Here is a 17,587-nt window from a genome sequence, read left to right as displayed (position 1 = left end):
CTATTTTCTGGGTTTTATCTGCTTTCTAAAAATTCGATAAAGCTGCGTTAAGAGGTTAATATCATGGAAAAACTTCCTGCCATCACCATCACTTACTGCTCACAATGCAACTGGCTGCTGCGCGCCGCATGGATGGCGCAGGAATTGCTCAACTCGTTCAGTACCGATCTGGCATCGGTGACGCTGATCCCCGGCACGGGCGGCATTTACGAGATTAAAGTCGATGACGAAGTCATCTGGGAACGCAAACGCGACGGTGGTTTTCCGGACGCCGCACCGCTTAAACAGCGTGTACGCGATATCTGTTTCCCGGAACGTTCACTGGGACATGCAGATAAGAAGAAAGCCGGCGGGGACGGTGAGGCGTAATGCTGCGCTAAACGCCAAAAAGGCAGGATATTCATCCTGACTTCGGACATTGATGCGAGATCGGGCAGGCGGAGGGTCAAGTTTTTTGCCCCTTTGCCGATACCTGAAACTTAAGATTCCTTCCAGGGAAACGCCCATGCTTAAGACTATCCGTTCGCGCATTATCACGGCCTGCATCGCCATCGTGGCCTGCTCACTGATTATCAATACCTTCCTGAGTTATACCGTTGCAAACAAGTACAACAGTCAGGCGACAGACAGCACGCTGAACGCCCTGACCATCAGCCAGACACAAGGGATCCGCGACTGGGTAAGTTCGAAAACAAGGATGATCGTTTCACTGCAACAGGTCGCAATGTCCGAAGATCCGATCCCGGTGCTCAAACAAATCGCCGGTGCGGGTGGGTTTACCAACGTGTACGTCGGTTACGCAAACCGCACCGCGAAGTTTTCCGATCCGGCCGGTGTGCCCGCAGATTACGACCCGACCGGCCGCCCGTGGTACAGGCAGGCTGAAGCCGCCGGCCATCCGGTGGCCACACCGCCCTATATCGACGCAGGCACAGGTAAACTGGTGGTCACTTTCGCCGTACCTGTGATGGAAGCAGGCACTCTGAAAGCGGTTGTGGCAGGCGATGTATCGATGGACAGCGTCGTTAACAACGTTAATACCCTTCATCCGACGCCGGGCAGTTTTGGCATGCTGGTGGATAAATCCGGCGTAATTATCGCCCATCCGGACGCCAGTCTGGCGCTGAAGCCGTTTACCGCACTGGCAGAAGGGGTGAATTTGCAGGATGTGTTTACCGCGAATGCGCCGGTGGATATTCGTCTGAATGGCGCGATCAAACGCGTCCGTGCAATGCCGGTGGCAGGCACGGAATGGTTCACGCTGGTGGCGCAGGATAAGAAGGAGTCCACAGCCGGAATGCGATCGCTGCTGACTTCATCGGTCGTTACCCTGCTGGTGATTGTGCTGATTTCAGCCACCGTCATCGGGCTGATAATCAGCAAATCGTTCCACCGCCTGTCGGTGGTGCGCGATACGCTCAATGCGATCAGTTCGGGCGAGGATGATCTGACGCAGCGCCTGCCGGTTGACGGACATGATGAAGTGACGCAAATCGCGCATGCCTTCAACACTTTCGTCGATAAACTCAGTAAGGTGATGTCGGAAATCCGCACCACCAGTGAATCCGTTAAAATCGCTGCCGATGAAATCGCCGCCGGGAATAACGATCTGTCCGGCCGTACGGAATCTGCCGCGGCCAGTCTGCAACAAACGGCTGCCTCACTTGAGCAGATCACGGCGACGGTTTCTCAGTCAGCCAGTTCAGCTAAGCAGGCATCCGATACTGCGAAAGCCGCTTCCGAAGCAGCCACACGCGGTGACGAAGTGGTGACCAAAGTGATAACAACGATGGAAAGCATCGAAAGTGCTTCGTCAAAAATCGGGGATATTACCGGTGTGATCGACGGTATTGCTTTCCAGACCAACATTCTGGCGCTGAACGCCGCCGTCGAGGCCGCGCGCGCAGGTGAACAGGGACGCGGTTTTGCGGTGGTCGCCAGCGAAGTCCGCAGCCTCGCACAGCGCAGCGCGCAGGCGGCGAAAGAGATCAAAGTGCTTATCGAATCGACAGTCAGCAGCGTGGCGTCCGGCTCAGCGCAGGTACGTCTCGCCAGCGACAGCATGAGCGAAATCGTCAGCAATGTGTCGAACGTCAGCAGTGTCATGCTGGAAATCACTCATGCGTCTGAAGAGCAGATGCTGAGTATTCACGAAATTAACCGTGCCATCACCCAGCTCGACGGCATGGTGCAGCAGAACGCGGCGATGGTTCAGGAATCCACCGGGGCGGCTGGCGCATTGCAGCAACAAGCCACCGGACTGGCCGTCGCAGTCGGACACTTCCGGGTGTAACTCATCCGACAGGCCGTTTGGTCCGTTAACAAAAAACCAGACACGGTAAAGCGTCTGGTTTTTTCCGACAGAGCGTCACATTACGCTTTCAGTTCGCGTTCCACCAGTGACGTCAGTACACCAATGCCGAGCGGAATAATGTCATCATTAAAGTCATAGCGCGGGCTATGCAGCGAGTCCGAAGGCGTGGCGCCATCGGCCCCCAGCCAGAAATAGGCGCCGGGACACGCTTCCAGCAGATAAGCAAAATCCTCTGCAGCCATCGACGGCGCATTGTTGAAATGCACTTTCTCAATGCCCGGCGTGTTTTTCGCCGCATCGCGCACAATTTCCGCCTGCACCGCATGGTTCTGCGTAACCGGATAGCCTAATTCCCAGCGCACTTCCCCTTTCACGCCATACGGCAACGGCACCGCATTGACGTATTCTTCAATCAGCCGCCAGCAGGTTTCACGGGTATGACTACTCAGGCAGCGCAGCGTACCCGACATATGCAGCGTTTCAGGAATAACATTGATGGCTTCGCCCGCCTGAAGCTGGGTCAGGCTGATTACCGTTTGTTCCAGCGGTGACAAACGGCGCGAAATCAGGCTTTGCAATGATAAAATCAGCTGCGCACCGGCAACCACAGGATCAGCTCCCCGTTCCGGCATCGCCGCGTGACAACCTTTGCCGGTCAGCGTGATATAGAAATTGTCCTGCGACGCCATCATCGGCCCCTGACTGACCGCCACCTCACCAACCGGCAGCCCCGGCCAGTTATGCAGCGCGTAAACTGCCTGCATCGGAAAACGCTCGAACAGCCCTTCTTTCACCATCATTTCACCGCCGCCGATGTTTTCCTCAGCAGGCTGGAAAATGAAATGGACAGTGCCACGAAAATGGCGATTCTCACTCAGATGTTTTGCCGTGCCCAGCAAAATGGAGGTATGGCCGTCGTGCCCGCAGGCATGCATCAGGCCCGGGTTTTGTGACCGGTGAGTAAAATCATTGAGTTCATGAATGGGTAATGCATCGATATCCGCACGCAGACCGATCGCGGGGCCTTCGCCATTTCGCAATGTGGCAACAATGCCAGTCACAGCAATGCCGGTGTGCACGTCAAGACCAAAAGACAATAACAGTTCGCTGATTATTTTTGCGGTGCCATGCTCATTCAGGCCAAGTTCAGGTCGCCTGTGAAAGTCGCGACGCCACTGCTTCGCCTGCTCGATAATCTGTCCGGAAATGACCGCCATAAACCCTCTGTGCTGTTCTGAATTCAACACGGTGAGAGATTCCCACCGGCACGATACTGTTCCAAAGTATCACATCCCGCCGTGAACCGATAAACGGGAAATCCACACATAATGGCTCACGGATAACGGGTGATTAAAAAAGGCTTTCCTCTTGCGGGGAAAGCCTGATTTTCAGCCTGCGGACAGCAGATTTACTGATGATCCCGGCGGTATAACTCCCATTCATCAATACCGCGGCCGTCAGGGAATACGCAGTCTGCACGAACGCCGTGAGGCGTTTGCACACTCACTGATCTCCCGCCTCTTTCATGACAATACACAGCGGCAGGATTCGCCATCCCGGTCTGGTGTCTTTCGGCTTTATGGTGATAACCCGCGCAACCCGCCAGCGCTGAAACCATGACAATGAGGAAGAGTTTTTTCATTCTGAGCCTTCGTAATGAGAGTAAAACGACGGGCAATTCTATTCCCCGCCGCCTGGCGTTATCTACTCCCGTATTCTTAAAAAGCGCCTTCTTTTTGCTTCGTTTATCAGGCGTTAAACTTTAGGAAAGGACCACCGCATCGGCTCCGGCTGGAATTCGCATCGGCGCATCAGGATCGGTGACCGCTGCCCAAACCGCATCGGCGACATCCTGTGAATAAGTCACCGGCGTGCTGGTGTCCTGCAACGAAGAAAAGACCGTGTTCCTGAATTCCTCATAGGCTTCGGGAAGGGTATCGGCAATCAGATGTCGGGCATTAGCGCCAAAGCGGGTGCCCGGCGCACGCCCCGGCAAAACCAGCCGCACGCGGATGTTAAACAGCGCCAGCTCCAGTGCGAGGGATTCAGTGAAAGCATTCACCGCCGCTTTGCTGGCGGTGTAAACCGAGAGCAGCGGCAGCGATTTCAGCGTCACACTCGACGTCACATTCACAATCACCCCGGACCGGCGCGCCCTGAACTGCGGCAATACCGCCTGCGTCATGGCAATCGTGGCGAAGGTGTTGGTTTCGAAAATCTGACGCACGCTGCTGAATTTTTCCCCTTCCAGCGGACCAATCAGGCCGATACCGGCATTATTGACCAGTGCATCTATTGGCCCGGCGTCTTCAAAACAGCGACGGATACTTTCGGGGTCGGTGACGTCAAGCGGAAGAATGCGCAATGCGTCGGATCCCGGCAACAGATCGTTTTTGGGTGTACGCATCGTGGCGATCACCCGCCAGCCTTTGTCAAGAAAATGACGCGCAATGTCGAGACCGAAACCTGAAGAACAACCGGTGATCAGTATGGTTGATGGTGATGACATGGGAAACTCCGTAACAGTGGACAAGATCTTTAAGATAGGCGACTCTTTCCGGGATCCCTATGTTCAGATATCCATCTTTTTGTCGAGATCGTCCAAATGGTAGATCCTTTAGCAGACGTTATTTCGTTACTTCAGCCTGGCGCTCCGTTCTCAAAACTGGTGGCTGCCTCCGCACCGTGGGCGGTTCAGCGCGCTGAAACAGGACGCCCTTTCTACTTCGCGGTGCTGGAGGGATCCTGTTACCTGACAATAGAAAACGATGATCATCGTGAAACGCTTCTGCTCAGCGAAGGCGATTTTGTGCTGATCCCGGAAGCAAAGCGTTTTTCAACCTCCAGCCTTGACCGCCAGCCGCCCGTTACCGGGGAAACAATCACCACACCCATCACACCTATGCCCGGTGGCGCACGTGTCGGTAACCCTGACAGCGTGGTGGATATGCGGATGCTGGTCGGAAATTGCGTTTTCGGTTCGCCGGATTCAGCGCTGCTGGTGTCGTTGCTGCCACAATGGCTGCATGTCCGCGGGGAAAAGCGTTTATCGACGCTGGTGCAGATGGTCGGTGAGGAATATCGCGCGGATAAACCCGCGCGGGAAATGGTGATGACCCGCCTGCTGGAAGTATTGCTGATAGAAGCGTTCCGCTCAGCGGCTGTGACCGCGGCGTCACCGGGCCTGGTGCGCGGATTATCGGACCCGAAACTGGCCATCACGTTGCGTTGTATGCACGGTTCGCCCGCAGCGGGCTGGACAATCGCACAACTGGCACGGGCAGCGGCGATGTCGCGATCCGGCTGGTGCGAGCGCTTCAACCGCGCCGTCGGCATGCCGCCGATGGCGTATCTGATGGCCTTACGAATGGCGATCGCCAAACGGCTGCTGAGAGAAGGCGAACTGCCCCTTGCCGATATTGCCGAACGCACCGGTTACCGTTCGGTCAGCGCTTTCGGTGTGGCATTTACCCGCTACACAGGGATGCCGCCGGGACGTTTTGCCAAAAAAGCTTTCTTACTCACATAACCTGCAAAAATTTATAGCTATTATTATTCAGGTCGTGAATGGCTTCATCAATCAGGAAGGGGAATATGGAAAAGTACCAAAACCGGGGGGGCAATTCGGGTATCATCGCTTTCACGACGACGGAAGATTCAATTACCGTAAAGTTCAAAGACGGCTGGCATTACATCTATAATACCATCCGCCCGGGGGTAACGGACGTTGACCACATGATCGCCATGGCAAAAGCCGGCAGCGGCCTGCATGGTTATATCAACCGGAAAATCCGCAATAACCACTTCCATAAATTCCGCTAATCGCAGACACGAAAAAGGCGGCAACCGCCGCCTCTTCTGCTTACTGCTTGTTACTGCTCAGCTTATTTATACATTTCTGCGGTACCGTAAAGCTGATTATTACCGGATGCACCGATAATACGGTATGAACTTGCGCCCGCCTGGGTGGCTTTAGCATTCAGTTCTGATTGCAGGCCTGACAGTGAACCGGTGGTTGACGCCCCGACGACACCCAGGGATTGCTGACCTGCAGGAGCTGACTGCACTTCAGTTGCTGCCAGGGTGGAGAAAGAAGCAGTTGCCAGTGTCAGAGCGGCGAGGGTCATTGCGATAGTTTTCATGATGTTAATTCCTGTTCTTCGAATTTTGATGGGATAGCCTGTTTCAGGTGTCCCGGTTTCAGGTCAACGTTATTTATTAATTAACGTTCGATAAGTAAATACTAAGCGCCTGCGAGAGGTTGCGCAAGCAATTTATTTAATGATCGTTAACTAAATGTGCGATCACAAGATGCAGGACGAAAAGAGGAACACACCGGAGAAACCGGACTTCAGGATTAATCCCAACGCCATCGCCGACTATGCTTAAAGCTTCGTGATAAAAAATTCCGGAAAAAAACCCGCGAGTACATCTCCCTTTTCCGATTTAATTTTTGTAATACCGGAGGTCTGGTATGAGCAACCATGACAACGATGGCAACGAAATACATCAGTCCCACCTGAAACTGAAAGTGAACGGTCAGATCCGCCAGCTGGTCGTTGATACACGTACCACCCTGCTGGATGCGCTGCGGGAGAATCTGCAACTGACCGGCACCAAAAAAGGCTGCGACCATGGTCAGTGCGGCGCCTGTACCGTTATTGTTGATGGCCGCCGCATCAATGCCTGTCTGACGCTGGCGGTTATGCATCAGGATGCCGATGTCACCACCATTGAAGGTCTCGGCACACCTGACAATCTGCACCCGATGCAGGCTGCGTTTATCAGACACGACGGCTACCAGTGCGGTTACTGCACGCCGGGGCAGATCTGCTCCTCAGTAGCGGTGTTGCAGGAAATCGAGGCAGGGATCCCGAGCCACGTCACGCCGGATCTGGTCTCACCGCCAGGGCGAACCGCAGAAGAGATCCGCGAACGCATGAGTGGCAATATCTGCCGCTGCGGCGCGTATTCCAACATCCTTGCCGCCATTGAAGACGTCGCCGGGGGGCAAAAACCATGAAAGCTTTTACCTATGAACGGGTGCAAACGCCCGCCGACGCCGCAGGCAGCGCACAACAACATCCGGGCGCAAAATTTATTGCAGGCGGCACCAACCTGCTGGACCTGATGAAACTGGAGATTGAGCAACCCTCTCACCTGATCGACGTCAACGGGCTGGCGCTGGATACCATTGAACCCGACGGTAACGGTGGCTTGCGGATCGGCGCGCTGGTGCGCAATACCGATCTGGCGGCAGATTTACGTATCCGCCGCGACTATGCCGTGCTGTCGCGGGCCCTGCTGGCCGGTGCCTCCGGCCAGTTACGCAATCAGGCCACGACGGCCGGTAACCTGCTTCAGCGCACCCGCTGTCCGTATTTTTACGACACCCATCAGCCGTGCAATAAACGCCAGCCCGGCAGTGGCTGCGCGGCCCTGAAAGGCTTCAGTCGTCAGCATGCAGTGGTCGGCGCAAGTACGGCCTGCATTGCCACCCATCCGAGCGACATGGCCGTTGCGATGCAGTTGCTCGATGCTGTGGTCGAAACCGTCAACCCTGACGGTGCGGTGCGCCGTATTCCGCTTGCCGGTTTCTACCGCGCACCGGGCGACACGCCGCATCTGGAAACCGTGCTGGCTGCGGGAGAACTGATCACCGCCGTCACCCTGCCGCCACCCGCCGGCGGCACCCATATTTACCGTAAAGTGCGTGACCGCGCCTCTTATGCCTTTGCGCTGGTGTCTGTCGCCGCCATCGTTCAGCCCGATGGCACGGGCCGTGTTGCGCTGGGCGGCGTCGCACATAAACCCTGGCGGCTGGCAGAAGCGGATGCGCAGGTGCCGCAAGGCGCGGGGGAAGTTTACGCGCGGTTATTCGCCGATGCGCAACCGACACCTGAGAATGCGTTCAAGCTGATACTGGCAAAGCGAACGCTCACCTCCGTGCTGACTGAAGCGAGGGCATAACAGATGAAATTCGATACGCCTGCAACAGACAATCCGATCGACCAGATGAAAGTGGTGGGCAAACCGCATGACCGTATCGACGGTCCGTTAAAAACCACCGGTACCGCGCCCTACGCCTATGAATGGCAGAATGACGTGCCGGGTGCCGCGTACGGTTATGTGGTCGGTTCCGCCATTGCCAAAGGCCGGATCACTGCCATGGATTTACATGATGCCGAAACCGCGCCCGGCGTGCTGGCGATTGTCACCGCTGACAACGCCGGTAAGCTGGGCAAAGGCGACATGAATGCTGCGACCCTGCTCGGCGGCCCGCAAATTGAACACTATCATCAGGCGATCGCCGTGGTGGTCGCGGAGACCTTCGAACAGGCGCGCGCTGCGGCATCACTGATAAAAGTGGATTACCTGCGCGGGAAAGGCGCGTACAGCCTTGCGGAGCAAAAGCCTGCTGTCACTACGCCACCGGAAGATACGCCGGATAAAACCGCTGGCGATTTTGGCCGTGCCTTCGCGGCCTCAGCGGTGCAGCATGATGCCCTGTACACCACGCCGGATCAGAGCCATATGGCGATGGAGCCGCATGCTTCGCTGGCCGTCTGGGAAGGGAATAAACTGATCCTGCGCACCTCGAACCAGATGATCGCCTGGTGTCGCAGCGAGCTTTCTAAAACGCTCAATATCCCTGAAGAGAACGTGCGGGTGATATCGCCGTACATCGGCGGTGGTTTCGGCGGCAAACTGTTCCTGCGCAGTGATGCCGTACTGGCTGCGCTGGCGGCCCGTGCCGCCAACCGGCCGGTCAAAGTCATGCTGCCGCGCCCCCTGATCCCCAACAACACCACGCACCGTCCGGCCACTATTCAGCACATCCGCATCGGCACGGATGAAAAAGGCCGGATCACTGCCATCGCCCATGAAAGCTGGTCCGGTAACCTGCCCGGCGGCACACCTGAGACGGCGGTGCAGCAAAGTGAGCTGCTCTATGCGGGCAAAAACCGTCTGACCGGACTGCGGCTGGCTCAATTAGATCTGCCGGAAGGCAATGCCATGCGCGCACCTGGCGAAGCGCCCGGCCTGATGGCACTGGAAATCGCTATCGATGAGGTGGCGGAAAAAGCCGGAGTCGATCCGGTGGCGTTTCGCATCCTTAACGACACGCAGGTCGATCCGCTCAATACTGAACGCTTCTTTTCACGCCGCCAGTTGATCGAATGTCTGCGCACCGGCGCGGAGAAATTTGGCTGGCACCGCCGTAATGCCATTCCGGCGCAGGTTCGCGACGGACGCTGGCTGGTGGGTATCGGCGTCGCGGCGGGATTTCGTAACAATCTGCTGGAGAAATCCGGCGCACGGGTGCATCTCGACGCCCGGGGCACCGTGACCGTCGAAACCGACATGACCGATATCGGTACCGGCAGTTACACCATCATCGCCCAGACTGCCGCCGAGATGCTGGGCATACCGCTGGAAAAAGTGGGGGTACGGCTGGGGGATTCCGACTTCCCGGTCTCCGCCGGATCGGGCGGGCAATGGGGGGCCAATACCTCCACCGCCGGTGTGTATGCCGCCTGCATAAAATTGCGCCAGGCCATCGCTGAAAAACTCGGTTTTGATGCGGATAAAGCGGTGTTTACCGACGGACTGATTTGTCAGGACGCCCGCTCCGCTCCGCTCGCACAGGCTGCTGCCAGCGGAACCCTCACCGTGGAAGACACCATAGAATTCGGCGGACTGGACAAGACATTCCAGCAATCCACTTTCGCCGCGCACTTTGCGGAAGTCGGCGTGGATATCGCAACGGGCGAAACCCGTGTCCGCCGGATGCTTGCCGTCTGCGCTGCGGGCCGGATACTTAACCCGAAAACAGCACGCAGCCAGGTGATCGGTGCCATGACCATGGGCATCGGCGCGGCGCTGACGGAAGAGCTGAATGTCGATACGAATCTGGGATATTTCGTGAATCACGATCTGGCAGCCTATGAAGTGCCGGTTCACGCCGACATCCCTGATCAGGAAGTGATTTTCCTCGACGACACCGACCCGATTTCTTCACCCATGAAAGCCAAAGGCGTCGGCGAACTGGGCCTGTGTGGCGTCAGCGCCGCCATCGCCAATGCCATTTATAACGCAACGGGCGTCAGGGTGCGGGATTATCCGGTCACGCTGGACAAACTGATTGAGGGGCTGCCGGAACTGGGTTGACAAGAAGCAATTGCTGAAAATTCAAAAGCCCTAATATGATGGATTAGGGCTAGTTATCTTTAGTCTGAGATTATTCATGATTTGAGGACCTGGAGATCTTAATCTCCAAATCTCATTACCGCCTTCTCATAGAAAGCTACTGTTTACAATAAGGGCATCAGCATTCACTACTTATTAACTATCTGTTCTTTTGAAAACCAACTGATAATCATATCGACTGAAATCAATTCTGTGCTGAAATAATGGCTGTAAATCACTCCTCCACGCCTGTAACACATCAAATCCACCATCGTAAATCCTTCCATTAAAAGGCAGGGAAAATTTCTTTATAAGGCTGCCATCATTGCCCAGGTCGACAGATACTTCTTTACCAACTAACAATTCATCAGCTTTATCAAACCATTCAAGTTTCAGAGCTAATCCCATCTCAAGCCTCACAGATACCGTTTAATATTTCGACCTTTAACAGCGGGTTTCAGCTGTTGTCCTGTTTTGTGATCTACGGAACCAAGATGTTCACCATCACTCGCTCGATATTCCTCAAGTTCACCATGCTGTGAATCCCACTCATAAATTCGGCGCCCTTTGCTATCAACCCAGCGCTCTCTTAATCCACCACCACTTTGCTTTGGTGTTTTCTTTTTGGATTGTCTCAATCCTGAAAGACCTGAGATTTCTTCTGTTTCAGGAGCCGGATGGTAATCGTAATCTTTATTAGGTATACCCGACCGGCTCTGGCTAAGATAAATATAAACCGGCGGCATGCCGTACGGCAGATTGACCAGGATGTAATCATCAAATGAGGATTCATCCGGGATCGGCAGCGAGGTTGAGGTACTGCCCATTTCTTCCGCGCCGGGTAACGGTAATACGGTGATGGTCGAAGGTAAATACGGCTCGTCACGATTACCGGTATTAGTGGGCGCTTTGAACTCCAGCTCGTCGGGTGTCCAGATGATGGTGGGCTTTTCCGCACCATCCGCCCAGAACTCATAGTTACCCGTGAATGTGTTCCGCTCCATCGGGCGCACGCGAACCTGATCCAGACCGCTGTCAGCGCCGGTGTGATAAGCCACGGGAATTAACCGCCCATATTTATCCTTCGTCCACTGAAAGCGGATCCGCGTCGGGGCGGACTTTCCGGCCAGTGCCGCAAGCTGGCTGTCGCTTAAAATATCTTTCTCACCAGCGTTCAGCTCGTTCGAATAAAAGGTTCCGATAACACCGACGGTTACCGGATTCACGAACAGGCTGCCGAGGCGGACTGACGTCACCCCGTGCAGTGCACTCATGCCCGACGCGATTAGCTGAGTGCTGCCCCCCGTTGCCACGGGGAGTGCCAGCGGCATGCCGGATTGCGCGGGCGCATCAGCCTTCGCGCCAAATATTTTTTTGTACCACGGCGTTTTATCACCGGCTGGCTTCTTACGCTTCGCCGCCTGCGCGTGCTGCTCAACTTCGGGCTTTATGCCTGCGACCGGCGTCGGTACGCCGTAAGACATCCGCCCGAAGTTATGATGTTGCTCCTCACAGGTTCGCGCTTCGGTATTCCCTGCGCCACATTCCGCGGATTTCGCAAACACCGGCATTGAGCGTCTGGCCTGTTCTGCCGCTTCTTTCTCAGCCTGAACCTGTAATACTGCGGCCCGCTCTGCCTCCCACTTTTCCTGTGCGAGTTTAGAAGGGGATTTACCTTTTCCCATCCACTGTCCGAGCGGTGCGATAACCCGGTTCGTCCCCGGCGGGCAACCACATAAAACATCTGAACCGTCCACGGCAGAAGCGAGGCCGTCAAAGGTGGAATGCGGTTCTCCGCTGGTGATTTTTCCGGTGAGGCCGCATTTCGGGCAGGCGGTCGTGACATCACCGATGCGGATCACGCCAAGCCCGTGTTCCGTCGCATTGGGCAGAGAGGTCAGACACACCGCGCCCGTCGTGGTTTTGTCGCCGTGCAGCGCCTGCCCGCGACCATAACAATTTGAGCGATACCCCATCCGTTATGCTCCGATGCCCGGAACCGCCAGCCGGTAAATCGCAATCACAGGATGCTGGCGGGCAAACGCGGTCTGTTCCTCAACCACCGCCCGCGCGCTATCATCCATTTCAGCCAGCTGTTCAGCGGTGAAAGGTGAGGCGTTGATGGCATCCAGTAATTCCTGATTCAGTTCATTAGTGAATTGCATTTCCATATTTATTTTTCGTCCATTGAGGTGAGTTTCACCGGTATGATAAGCAGCTAAAATAAACACCCACAACGAACAATATATATAAACCCATAAAGATTGAGCTAAATCATAAGAGATAAATCGCTTAGATTACCCGGTTCATTCATATAAAAAGATAAGAAAAAAAAGACCCATCATTACTAATAAGGGGTTATGGTAAATGTATATAAAATATTTATGGCACAAATACCCTTACAGGTTTCTTCATGTAAGATTACGTTCAACATTAAAATGCAGTCAGCGCATAAAATAACACATGATAATTGATGGATATAAAATGAAAATTGTCGTAACTGTTCTGTCACTCGCTCTCATTTCTGGCACTACTTCGATTCTACACTGGATACGGATGACCTGAATCAGATCATTACGCTGTCATCTGAATCCTGTCCCGCTGAAAGACAGGATTTATGCAGCAAAATTATTGCTGCTGCGAAAAGTGCAGAGAAATAACATTCGTGATAAATCACAGGCAACAGAAATATGATCTGCTGCCTGAATTCGGATGACATAGAGATTCATCAGATTCTAAACAATGCTTTCCCGACAGAAGTCCGCCACTGTTTAATTTCGTTAACTACACTCTCTGGAGTTACTGTTTTATCGCCTTCAGGATAAAAAATTAAATCAGTACCTGAAGGATGCCCGGTAACCCGGCTGAAATTTTCCAGTAAACTGTCCTGATATGACTCGCTGCCATGCACATCGAAAATATCTTTCACCAGCGCAATAAATTCGGTTTCCGAGTATTCTTCAAACGTATCTTTGAGCTGCATATTTTTCTCTTATCTGGATTCAGTTGAAACCTGAGGATCATTCGTTATCCAAAACGGCCCGAACCCGCGCTTTAAGTTCATCAGCATCAAATTCATCTTTCTCACGATCATTGTCAGGATTGAATTGATCTGCGAGACAAAAAATGGTCGAACATTTTTCGCTGTCCTGATAGGGATCTTTCAGCAAATCACCATTTTCACCCTCAGTTTTCCATAACATCTGATAGGGGTCGGCGAAATCTTCGGCTGAGATCTCGCCATTAATAAATGATCTGGCGAAGGTTAAAAGTTTCTGACTCATTTTTTGGCTCCCTGAGCTTGAAAACACTAAACTGACTGCTTTCTATTTTCATGAAATACAATAATCAGCGCAGCAAGGTCGTCTTCTTCGGCATAGAGATAAGCCACAGGCACATCCAATACTTTCGCAATTCGCTTCACCGTTTCCAGATCCGGCTGATGTTTACCTTTTTCATATTGATTCATCCGTGCGCTCGACGATGCCTCATCAACACCCGCCAGAACGCCTAACTTGTATTGAGAAAGCCCAGCACGCAAACGCGCTTCCTTGAGTCTCTTGATCAACATGATGCCGGAGCCAACCTTTTACTAAGTTATTCTTAGTTTTCTATTGTGTTATTTTTAAGCGCCACACATGCTAAGGATAACTTAGTATTCACCATTAACAGGGAGTCTTATATGACAGGTTCAAAAGATTGGCACACTGCAGATATCATCCGGCAATCAGAAAGAAAGGGACAACAATGGCAGCTGTTTCGAGGGACGCGGGGTTGAGTTCATCCACCCTTTCCAATTCGCTGGCAAGACCGTGGCCGAAAGGTGAAATGATTATTGCAAAGACGATTGGGGTTGAAGCTAGAGAGATCTGGCCGAGTCGGTATTTTGATGGGAATACAGGAACAAAAATAGACAGAAAGCTGAGGTGCCATCCTACATGAATTTTTGATAATCAACGAGTTTAAAGCTGAAATGGTGCCGACTACCGGAATCGAACTGGTGACCTACTGATTACAAGTCAGTTGCTCTACCTACTGAGCTAAGTCGGCATTTTGAAGTGTTACCGGGGAACTACGGGGCATAAAATATTGAAATCTTCGACGTCCGTCAAGCCCCCGGTGGTGCGTATGCTGCTTTTCTCATCAGCATACGCATTTTGACGATCTGACTGCTTAAGCTTTCGCCAGCGGTTCGCGGAAGAAACTGATCAGGGCGTTGTAAACCTGGTAGCGGTTTTTCTCCAGCACCATCATGTGCGTGGCTTCGCCGATTTCCAGCCAGCGTTTATCCGGTGAGCCGGTGGCGCGCAGGAACCATGCCTGTGCCAGTTCGACGGGCACATCAATATCCCATTCGCCATGGATTAACATCAGCGGTACGTCGATATCGGCCGGATCGTAAAACGGTTTTCCCACCGCCCAGTAATCGCGGATATCCTGAATCGGACCGTTGCTGGCGCGGATTGATTGCTGTGCCCGAAGTGTATCATCCGGCTCGTCGCTGACAGTTTTCTCCAGCCATGCCTCAAACCCCCCTTCCGGGATCAGCCCTTCGCGCTTGCACTGTGGCGCTCCGCGAATCCAGCGCTCACGCGCTGCACCGGCATTGACGATGCGCCAGGCGTTAAGTTCGCCACCGGGGTCGAGCGACAACGGTTTATCGCTGACCCATTGCGGAGCAATCAACCCTAATCGCCTGACTTTGTGGCCGTTCTGCGTGGCGTATGTGCCAGTGACGCTGCCGCCCCACGACATCCCGATCACGTTAACCTGTGAAAGCCCGTTGGTTCTGAGCACAAAATTGACGGCGCTGCTGAAATCGCGCACGGCGACATCCGTTCTCACCGCAGGCGCGTTGAGGGTGGCGGCCTGAAGCATTTCCACCGGACGGGTCGAGCCACCATAACCGCGTACATCGACGGCGTACACATCAAAACCGGCGCGGGCGAGTACATCGGTAAAAGAGGCGCCTTCCAGCGGCGTGTCGAACAGGCTGCCGGAGGAATACGTCGCGCCGTGCATCATGACAATGGTGTTGGCTTCACCGAATTTTTGCTCCCCTTTGCGGTGCTTGTGCAAAAGATGCAACTGGATGCCGTCGGTGTCAGAGGGGATCAAAAAGCTTTCGCTGAAAATATCGGGATTACTCATCGGGTTTTCCTTCTCAGAGTGGCTGCCAGCTCAGGCCACGGGCGTCCTGACGGATTTTGCCCGCAGAGGAACCGGCGAAATGGGTGGTGAAAACGGTGGCCTGATGGTTCAGGGCAAACTCAATCGCTTTGTGGCGTGAGGCTGTCGCCCGTTGCGGTTCTTCGCAGAACACCGAATCCCAGTCAGGGCGCGCGAGCTGCAGCGGATGGTGCATCACATCGCCCCAGAAAAAGGCGGTTTCACCTTGGGAGGTAAAAGCGAAAGAGAAATGATCATGGCTGTGGCCGGGCGTGCGGATGATGGCAAAACCCGGAATGGTCATGGTGTCGTCAGCATGTATCCGCTGATCGAGACCGGCTGCCACGACCGGCTCAACGCTGTCGGCAAAAATGCCGTCGCTCGGATCCCGGACGTTTTTCGGGTCGGCGTAAAACCGGTATTCAGCTTCAGAAAACAGATAACGCGCATTCGGGAAAGTCGGCACCCAGCGGCCATTCTCCAGCCGCGTATTCCAGCCAACGTGGTCAACGTGCAGGTGTGAAAGCAGCACCACATCAACCTCTTCTGGTTCGATGCCCGTCGCCCGCAGGTTGTCCAGCCAGCCCGTCTTCAGTTGATTGAACAACAGGTTCAGCGGTCGTTGTTTATCGTTGCCGGATGCGGTATCAATCAGCACCGTCTGTGTGCCGGTCTGCACCAGCCAGCTGTGGGTGCTGAGCATCAGCTCTGAGGCATCTGCCCCGAAAAAGTCTGCCGGTAATGTTTTCGCGGCATCCTCAATAGCCTCCGTATTCCATTGCGGAAAAAGCGATGTTCCGGGATCTCTCAGTGTCATCTCGGGGATTTTAGTGATTCTGGCGCTGCCGATCTGGTAAGTTTCTGGCACACTCATTTTATGACCCTATCTGGTGATAACCTTCTGGTGTGGCGTCATCCTCACTGTTTCAGCGCGGGCGAACAAGACGGCAATCCCGAATGCAGGGTTGCTGATATTGCAACGATAAAAATAAATCAAAGGGCCGGAATGGATAAGCTGGAGAATATGCGTACGTTCGTGCAGGTGGTGGATTCAGGGTCATTCAGCCGCGCGGCAGAACTGATGGATTTACCGAAATCCACGGTAACGCGGCAGGTGCAGGCGCTGGAAAGCGAACTGGGCGTAAAGCTGCTGCACCGGACATCGCGTCGTTTAAGCATGACGGAACAGGGCGAAGCCTATTATCACGGAGCGATACTGCTGCTCTCTCAGATGGAGATTCTCGACAGCAATGTGCAGGCGGCAGCACAGGCTCCGCGCGGCAAAATTCGCGTTGAGATGCCGAATGCCATTGCCTATCGTCGGGTGATCCCCGCCCTGCCCGGTTTCCTGATACATTATCCCGACGTTCAGGTTGAGGTGAGCGTCGGCAACCGCACCGCCGATCTGATTGCGCAAAACATCGATTGTGTGATCCGCATCGGGGAGTTGCACAACGATGCGCTGATCGCCCGGTCGCTTGGCGTCCTGCCGATGATCACCTGTGCCGCGCCGGCGTATCTGCAAAAACACGGCAAGCCTGAACATCCGCAAGATCTTATCCGTGACCATACGCTGGTGCAGATCGCTTCGCCGCAAACTGGCCGCGTATTTGAACATCAGGTATTTAAGGATCAGCAACTTGTGACCGTTCGCGGGCGCTGGCAGTTCTCAGTTAACGACTCCACCGCGGCGCTGACCGGTGCCATTGCCGGGCTTGGCGTGCTGACGACATATCGCTTTCTGGCACAGGAAGCGCTGGATAACGGCACGCTGGTGCCGCTGTTTCCTGAATGGGCGGATGAACAGGTGCCGGTGCATGTTGCCTGGCCGGAAAACCGGCATTTGCCGTCAAAGGTGCGGTATTTTATCGAATGGGTCAGGGCGTTGTTTCAGGAATGAGGGGGTTCAGGAGG

The 17,587-nt window shown here is 54.2% G+C and carries 20 protein-coding genes, 1 tRNA gene and 1 pseudogene; 9 read left to right on the top strand and 13 right to left on the bottom strand.

Annotation, left to right across the window (positions count from 1 at the left end):
- The first annotated feature begins 63 nt into the window (after positions 1-63).
- Complete coding sequence (locus ETV65_RS21420) at positions 64-369, top strand: SelT/SelW/SelH family protein (RefSeq protein WP_129955084.1); 306 nt, start codon at positions 64-66, stop codon at positions 367-369.
- 136 nt (positions 370-505) lie between these two features.
- Positions 506-2,293, top strand: a complete 1,788-nt coding sequence (locus ETV65_RS21415; RefSeq protein ID WP_129955083.1) for a methyl-accepting chemotaxis protein — start codon at positions 506-508, stop codon at positions 2,291-2,293.
- An 80-nt stretch (positions 2,294-2,373) separates the two neighbouring features.
- Here ETV65_RS21415 and ETV65_RS21410 read toward each other — a convergent pair whose 3' ends face one another.
- The 3 genes from ETV65_RS21410 to ETV65_RS21400 form a co-directional block, all read right to left on the bottom strand.
- Positions 2,374-3,531 (bottom strand): M20 aminoacylase family protein, encoded by a 1,158-nt coding sequence (locus ETV65_RS21410; protein WP_129955082.1) that lies wholly within the window; start codon positions 3,529-3,531, stop codon positions 2,374-2,376.
- Positions 3,532-3,722: 191 nt separating this feature from the next.
- The gene (locus ETV65_RS21405) at positions 3,723-3,956 is read right to left on the bottom strand and encodes a DUF333 domain-containing protein (RefSeq protein WP_129955081.1); all 234 of its coding nucleotides are present in this window, start codon (positions 3,954-3,956) and stop codon (positions 3,723-3,725) included.
- A gap of 120 nt (positions 3,957-4,076) precedes the next feature.
- Positions 4,077-4,823: an SDR family oxidoreductase gene (locus ETV65_RS21400; protein WP_129955080.1), complete on the bottom strand. Its 747-nt coding sequence runs from the start codon at positions 4,821-4,823 to the stop codon at positions 4,077-4,079.
- A 96-nt stretch (positions 4,824-4,919) separates the two neighbouring features.
- Here ETV65_RS21400 and ETV65_RS21395 point away from each other — a divergent pair, with 96 nt between their 5' ends.
- Complete coding sequence (locus ETV65_RS21395) at positions 4,920-5,843, top strand: AraC family transcriptional regulator (protein WP_129955079.1); 924 nt, start codon at positions 4,920-4,922, stop codon at positions 5,841-5,843.
- A 65-nt stretch (positions 5,844-5,908) separates the two neighbouring features.
- On the top strand, positions 5,909-6,136 hold the full coding sequence (locus tag ETV65_RS21390; protein WP_129955078.1) for a hypothetical protein: 228 nt from the start codon (positions 5,909-5,911) through the stop codon (positions 6,134-6,136).
- A gap of 62 nt (positions 6,137-6,198) precedes the next feature.
- Here the strand turns inward: ETV65_RS21390 and ETV65_RS21385 are convergent, their stop codons facing one another.
- Complete coding sequence (locus ETV65_RS21385; RefSeq protein WP_129955077.1) at positions 6,199-6,456, bottom strand: DUF1471 domain-containing protein; 258 nt, start codon at positions 6,454-6,456, stop codon at positions 6,199-6,201.
- A gap of 332 nt (positions 6,457-6,788) precedes the next feature.
- On the opposite strand from ETV65_RS21385, the gene paoA reads away from it, so the two are divergent.
- The 3 genes from paoA to paoC are packed head-to-tail and all read left to right on the top strand — an operon-like array spanning position 6,789 to position 10,486.
- Entirely contained in the window at positions 6,789-7,337 is a 549-nt protein-coding gene (gene paoA / locus ETV65_RS21380) for an aldehyde dehydrogenase iron-sulfur subunit PaoA (protein WP_129955076.1), read from the top strand.
- Positions 7,334-8,284 carry a xanthine dehydrogenase family protein subunit M gene (locus tag ETV65_RS21375; RefSeq protein WP_129955075.1) on the top strand — a complete coding sequence of 317 codons (951 nt, stop codon included), beginning with the start codon at positions 7,334-7,336 and terminating at the stop codon, positions 8,282-8,284. The genes paoA and ETV65_RS21375 overlap by 4 nt, the downstream gene beginning before the upstream one ends.
- A 3-nt stretch (positions 8,285-8,287) precedes the next feature.
- Positions 8,288-10,486: an aldehyde oxidoreductase molybdenum-binding subunit PaoC gene (gene paoC / locus ETV65_RS21370; RefSeq protein WP_129955074.1), complete on the top strand. Its 2,199-nt coding sequence runs from the start codon at positions 8,288-8,290 to the stop codon at positions 10,484-10,486.
- 174 nt (positions 10,487-10,660) lie between these two features.
- On the opposite strand, the gene ETV65_RS21365 is transcribed toward paoC, so the two are convergent.
- The 6 genes from ETV65_RS21365 to ETV65_RS21340 form a co-directional block, all read right to left on the bottom strand.
- Positions 10,661-10,912 (bottom strand): colicin E3-like toxin immunity protein, encoded by a 252-nt coding sequence (locus tag ETV65_RS21365; RefSeq protein ID WP_113877978.1) that lies wholly within the window; start codon positions 10,910-10,912, stop codon positions 10,661-10,663.
- 8 nt (positions 10,913-10,920) lie between these two features.
- Positions 10,921-12,480 (bottom strand): colicin E3/pyocin S6 family cytotoxin, encoded by a 1,560-nt coding sequence (locus ETV65_RS21360; RefSeq protein WP_129955073.1) that lies wholly within the window; start codon positions 12,478-12,480, stop codon positions 10,921-10,923.
- A 3-nt stretch (positions 12,481-12,483) separates the two neighbouring features.
- Positions 12,484-12,675, bottom strand: coding sequence for a hypothetical protein (locus ETV65_RS21355; protein WP_240782866.1), 192 nt, complete (start codon positions 12,673-12,675; stop codon positions 12,484-12,486).
- A 557-nt stretch (positions 12,676-13,232) separates the two neighbouring features.
- On the bottom strand, positions 13,233-13,487 hold the full coding sequence (locus ETV65_RS21350) for a bacteriocin immunity protein (protein WP_129955072.1): 255 nt from the start codon (positions 13,485-13,487) through the stop codon (positions 13,233-13,235).
- Positions 13,488-13,524: 37 nt separating this feature from the next.
- Positions 13,525-13,788, bottom strand: coding sequence for a colicin immunity domain-containing protein (locus ETV65_RS21345; protein WP_129955071.1), 264 nt, complete (start codon positions 13,786-13,788; stop codon positions 13,525-13,527).
- Positions 13,789-13,814: 26 nt separating this feature from the next.
- A complete protein-coding gene (locus tag ETV65_RS21340; RefSeq protein WP_129955070.1) occupies positions 13,815-14,075 on the bottom strand; it encodes a helix-turn-helix transcriptional regulator in 261 nt (86 codons plus the stop codon).
- Positions 14,076-14,186: 111 nt separating this feature from the next.
- On the opposite strand from ETV65_RS21340, the pseudogene ETV65_RS21335 reads away from it, so the two are divergent.
- Positions 14,187-14,446, top strand: a pseudogene (locus ETV65_RS21335) (helix-turn-helix transcriptional regulator).
- 32 nt (positions 14,447-14,478) lie between these two features.
- Here ETV65_RS21335 and ETV65_RS21330 read toward each other — a convergent pair.
- From ETV65_RS21330 to ETV65_RS21320, 3 genes are all read right to left on the bottom strand, one after another.
- Positions 14,479-14,554 (bottom strand) — tRNA-Thr (locus tag ETV65_RS21330).
- Between the two features lie 123 nt (positions 14,555-14,677).
- On the bottom strand, positions 14,678-15,655 hold the full coding sequence (locus ETV65_RS21325) for an alpha/beta fold hydrolase (protein WP_129955069.1): 978 nt from the start codon (positions 15,653-15,655) through the stop codon (positions 14,678-14,680).
- Between the two features lie 13 nt (positions 15,656-15,668).
- Positions 15,669-16,547, bottom strand: a complete 879-nt coding sequence (locus tag ETV65_RS21320) for an MBL fold metallo-hydrolase (RefSeq protein WP_129955068.1) — start codon at positions 16,545-16,547, stop codon at positions 15,669-15,671.
- A gap of 132 nt (positions 16,548-16,679) precedes the next feature.
- Between ETV65_RS21320 and ETV65_RS21315 the strand changes: the two genes are divergently transcribed.
- Positions 16,680-17,573, top strand: coding sequence for a LysR family transcriptional regulator (locus ETV65_RS21315; protein ID WP_129955067.1), 894 nt, complete (start codon positions 16,680-16,682; stop codon positions 17,571-17,573).
- The last annotated feature ends 14 nt before the right edge of the window (positions 17,574-17,587 follow it).

Source organism: Rahnella sp. RFA10(1/100) (genome assembly GCF_004195115.1).
GTDB classification, from domain to species: Bacteria; Pseudomonadota; Gammaproteobacteria; order Enterobacterales; family Enterobacteriaceae; genus Rahnella; species Rahnella perminowiae.
Note: the sequence above shows the minus strand (reverse complement) of the source record. Positions and strands in the feature narration are given on the sequence as shown.

Bases quoted from the DNA above. Each gene is read 5' to 3' on its own strand.
- ETV65_RS21420 (WP_129955084.1), top strand. From the start codon at position 64: ATGGAAAAACTTCCTGCCATCACCATCACTTACTGCTCACAATGCAAC.
- ETV65_RS21415 (WP_129955083.1), top strand. From the start codon at position 506: ATGCTTAAGACTATCCGTTCGCGCATTATCACGGCCTGCATCGCCATC.
- ETV65_RS21410 (WP_129955082.1), bottom strand. From the start codon at position 3,531: ATGGCGGTCATTTCCGGACAGATTATCGAGCAGGCGAAGCAGTGGCGT.
- ETV65_RS21405 (WP_129955081.1), bottom strand. From the start codon at position 3,956: ATGAAAAAACTCTTCCTCATTGTCATGGTTTCAGCGCTGGCGGGTTGC.
- ETV65_RS21400 (WP_129955080.1), bottom strand. From the start codon at position 4,823: ATGTCATCACCATCAACCATACTGATCACCGGTTGTTCTTCAGGTTTC.
- ETV65_RS21395 (WP_129955079.1), top strand. From the start codon at position 4,920: ATGGTAGATCCTTTAGCAGACGTTATTTCGTTACTTCAGCCTGGCGCT.
- ETV65_RS21390 (WP_129955078.1), top strand. From the start codon at position 5,909: ATGGAAAAGTACCAAAACCGGGGGGGCAATTCGGGTATCATCGCTTTC.
- ETV65_RS21385 (WP_129955077.1), bottom strand. From the start codon at position 6,456: ATGAAAACTATCGCAATGACCCTCGCCGCTCTGACACTGGCAACTGCT.
- paoA (WP_129955076.1), top strand. From the start codon at position 6,789: ATGAGCAACCATGACAACGATGGCAACGAAATACATCAGTCCCACCTG.
- ETV65_RS21375 (WP_129955075.1), top strand. From the start codon at position 7,334: ATGAAAGCTTTTACCTATGAACGGGTGCAAACGCCCGCCGACGCCGCA.
- paoC (WP_129955074.1), top strand. From the start codon at position 8,288: ATGAAATTCGATACGCCTGCAACAGACAATCCGATCGACCAGATGAAA.
- ETV65_RS21365 (WP_113877978.1), bottom strand. From the start codon at position 10,912: ATGGGATTAGCTCTGAAACTTGAATGGTTTGATAAAGCTGATGAATTG.
- ETV65_RS21360 (WP_129955073.1), bottom strand. From the start codon at position 12,480: ATGGGGTATCGCTCAAATTGTTATGGTCGCGGGCAGGCGCTGCACGGC.
- ETV65_RS21355 (WP_240782866.1), bottom strand. From the start codon at position 12,675: ATGGAAATGCAATTCACTAATGAACTGAATCAGGAATTACTGGATGCC.
- ETV65_RS21350 (WP_129955072.1), bottom strand. From the start codon at position 13,487: ATGCAGCTCAAAGATACGTTTGAAGAATACTCGGAAACCGAATTTATT.
- ETV65_RS21345 (WP_129955071.1), bottom strand. From the start codon at position 13,788: ATGAGTCAGAAACTTTTAACCTTCGCCAGATCATTTATTAATGGCGAG.
- ETV65_RS21340 (WP_129955070.1), bottom strand. From the start codon at position 14,075: ATGTTGATCAAGAGACTCAAGGAAGCGCGTTTGCGTGCTGGGCTTTCT.
- ETV65_RS21325 (WP_129955069.1), bottom strand. From the start codon at position 15,655: ATGAGTAATCCCGATATTTTCAGCGAAAGCTTTTTGATCCCCTCTGAC.
- ETV65_RS21320 (WP_129955068.1), bottom strand. From the start codon at position 16,547: ATGAGTGTGCCAGAAACTTACCAGATCGGCAGCGCCAGAATCACTAAA.
- ETV65_RS21315 (WP_129955067.1), top strand. From the start codon at position 16,680: ATGGATAAGCTGGAGAATATGCGTACGTTCGTGCAGGTGGTGGATTCA.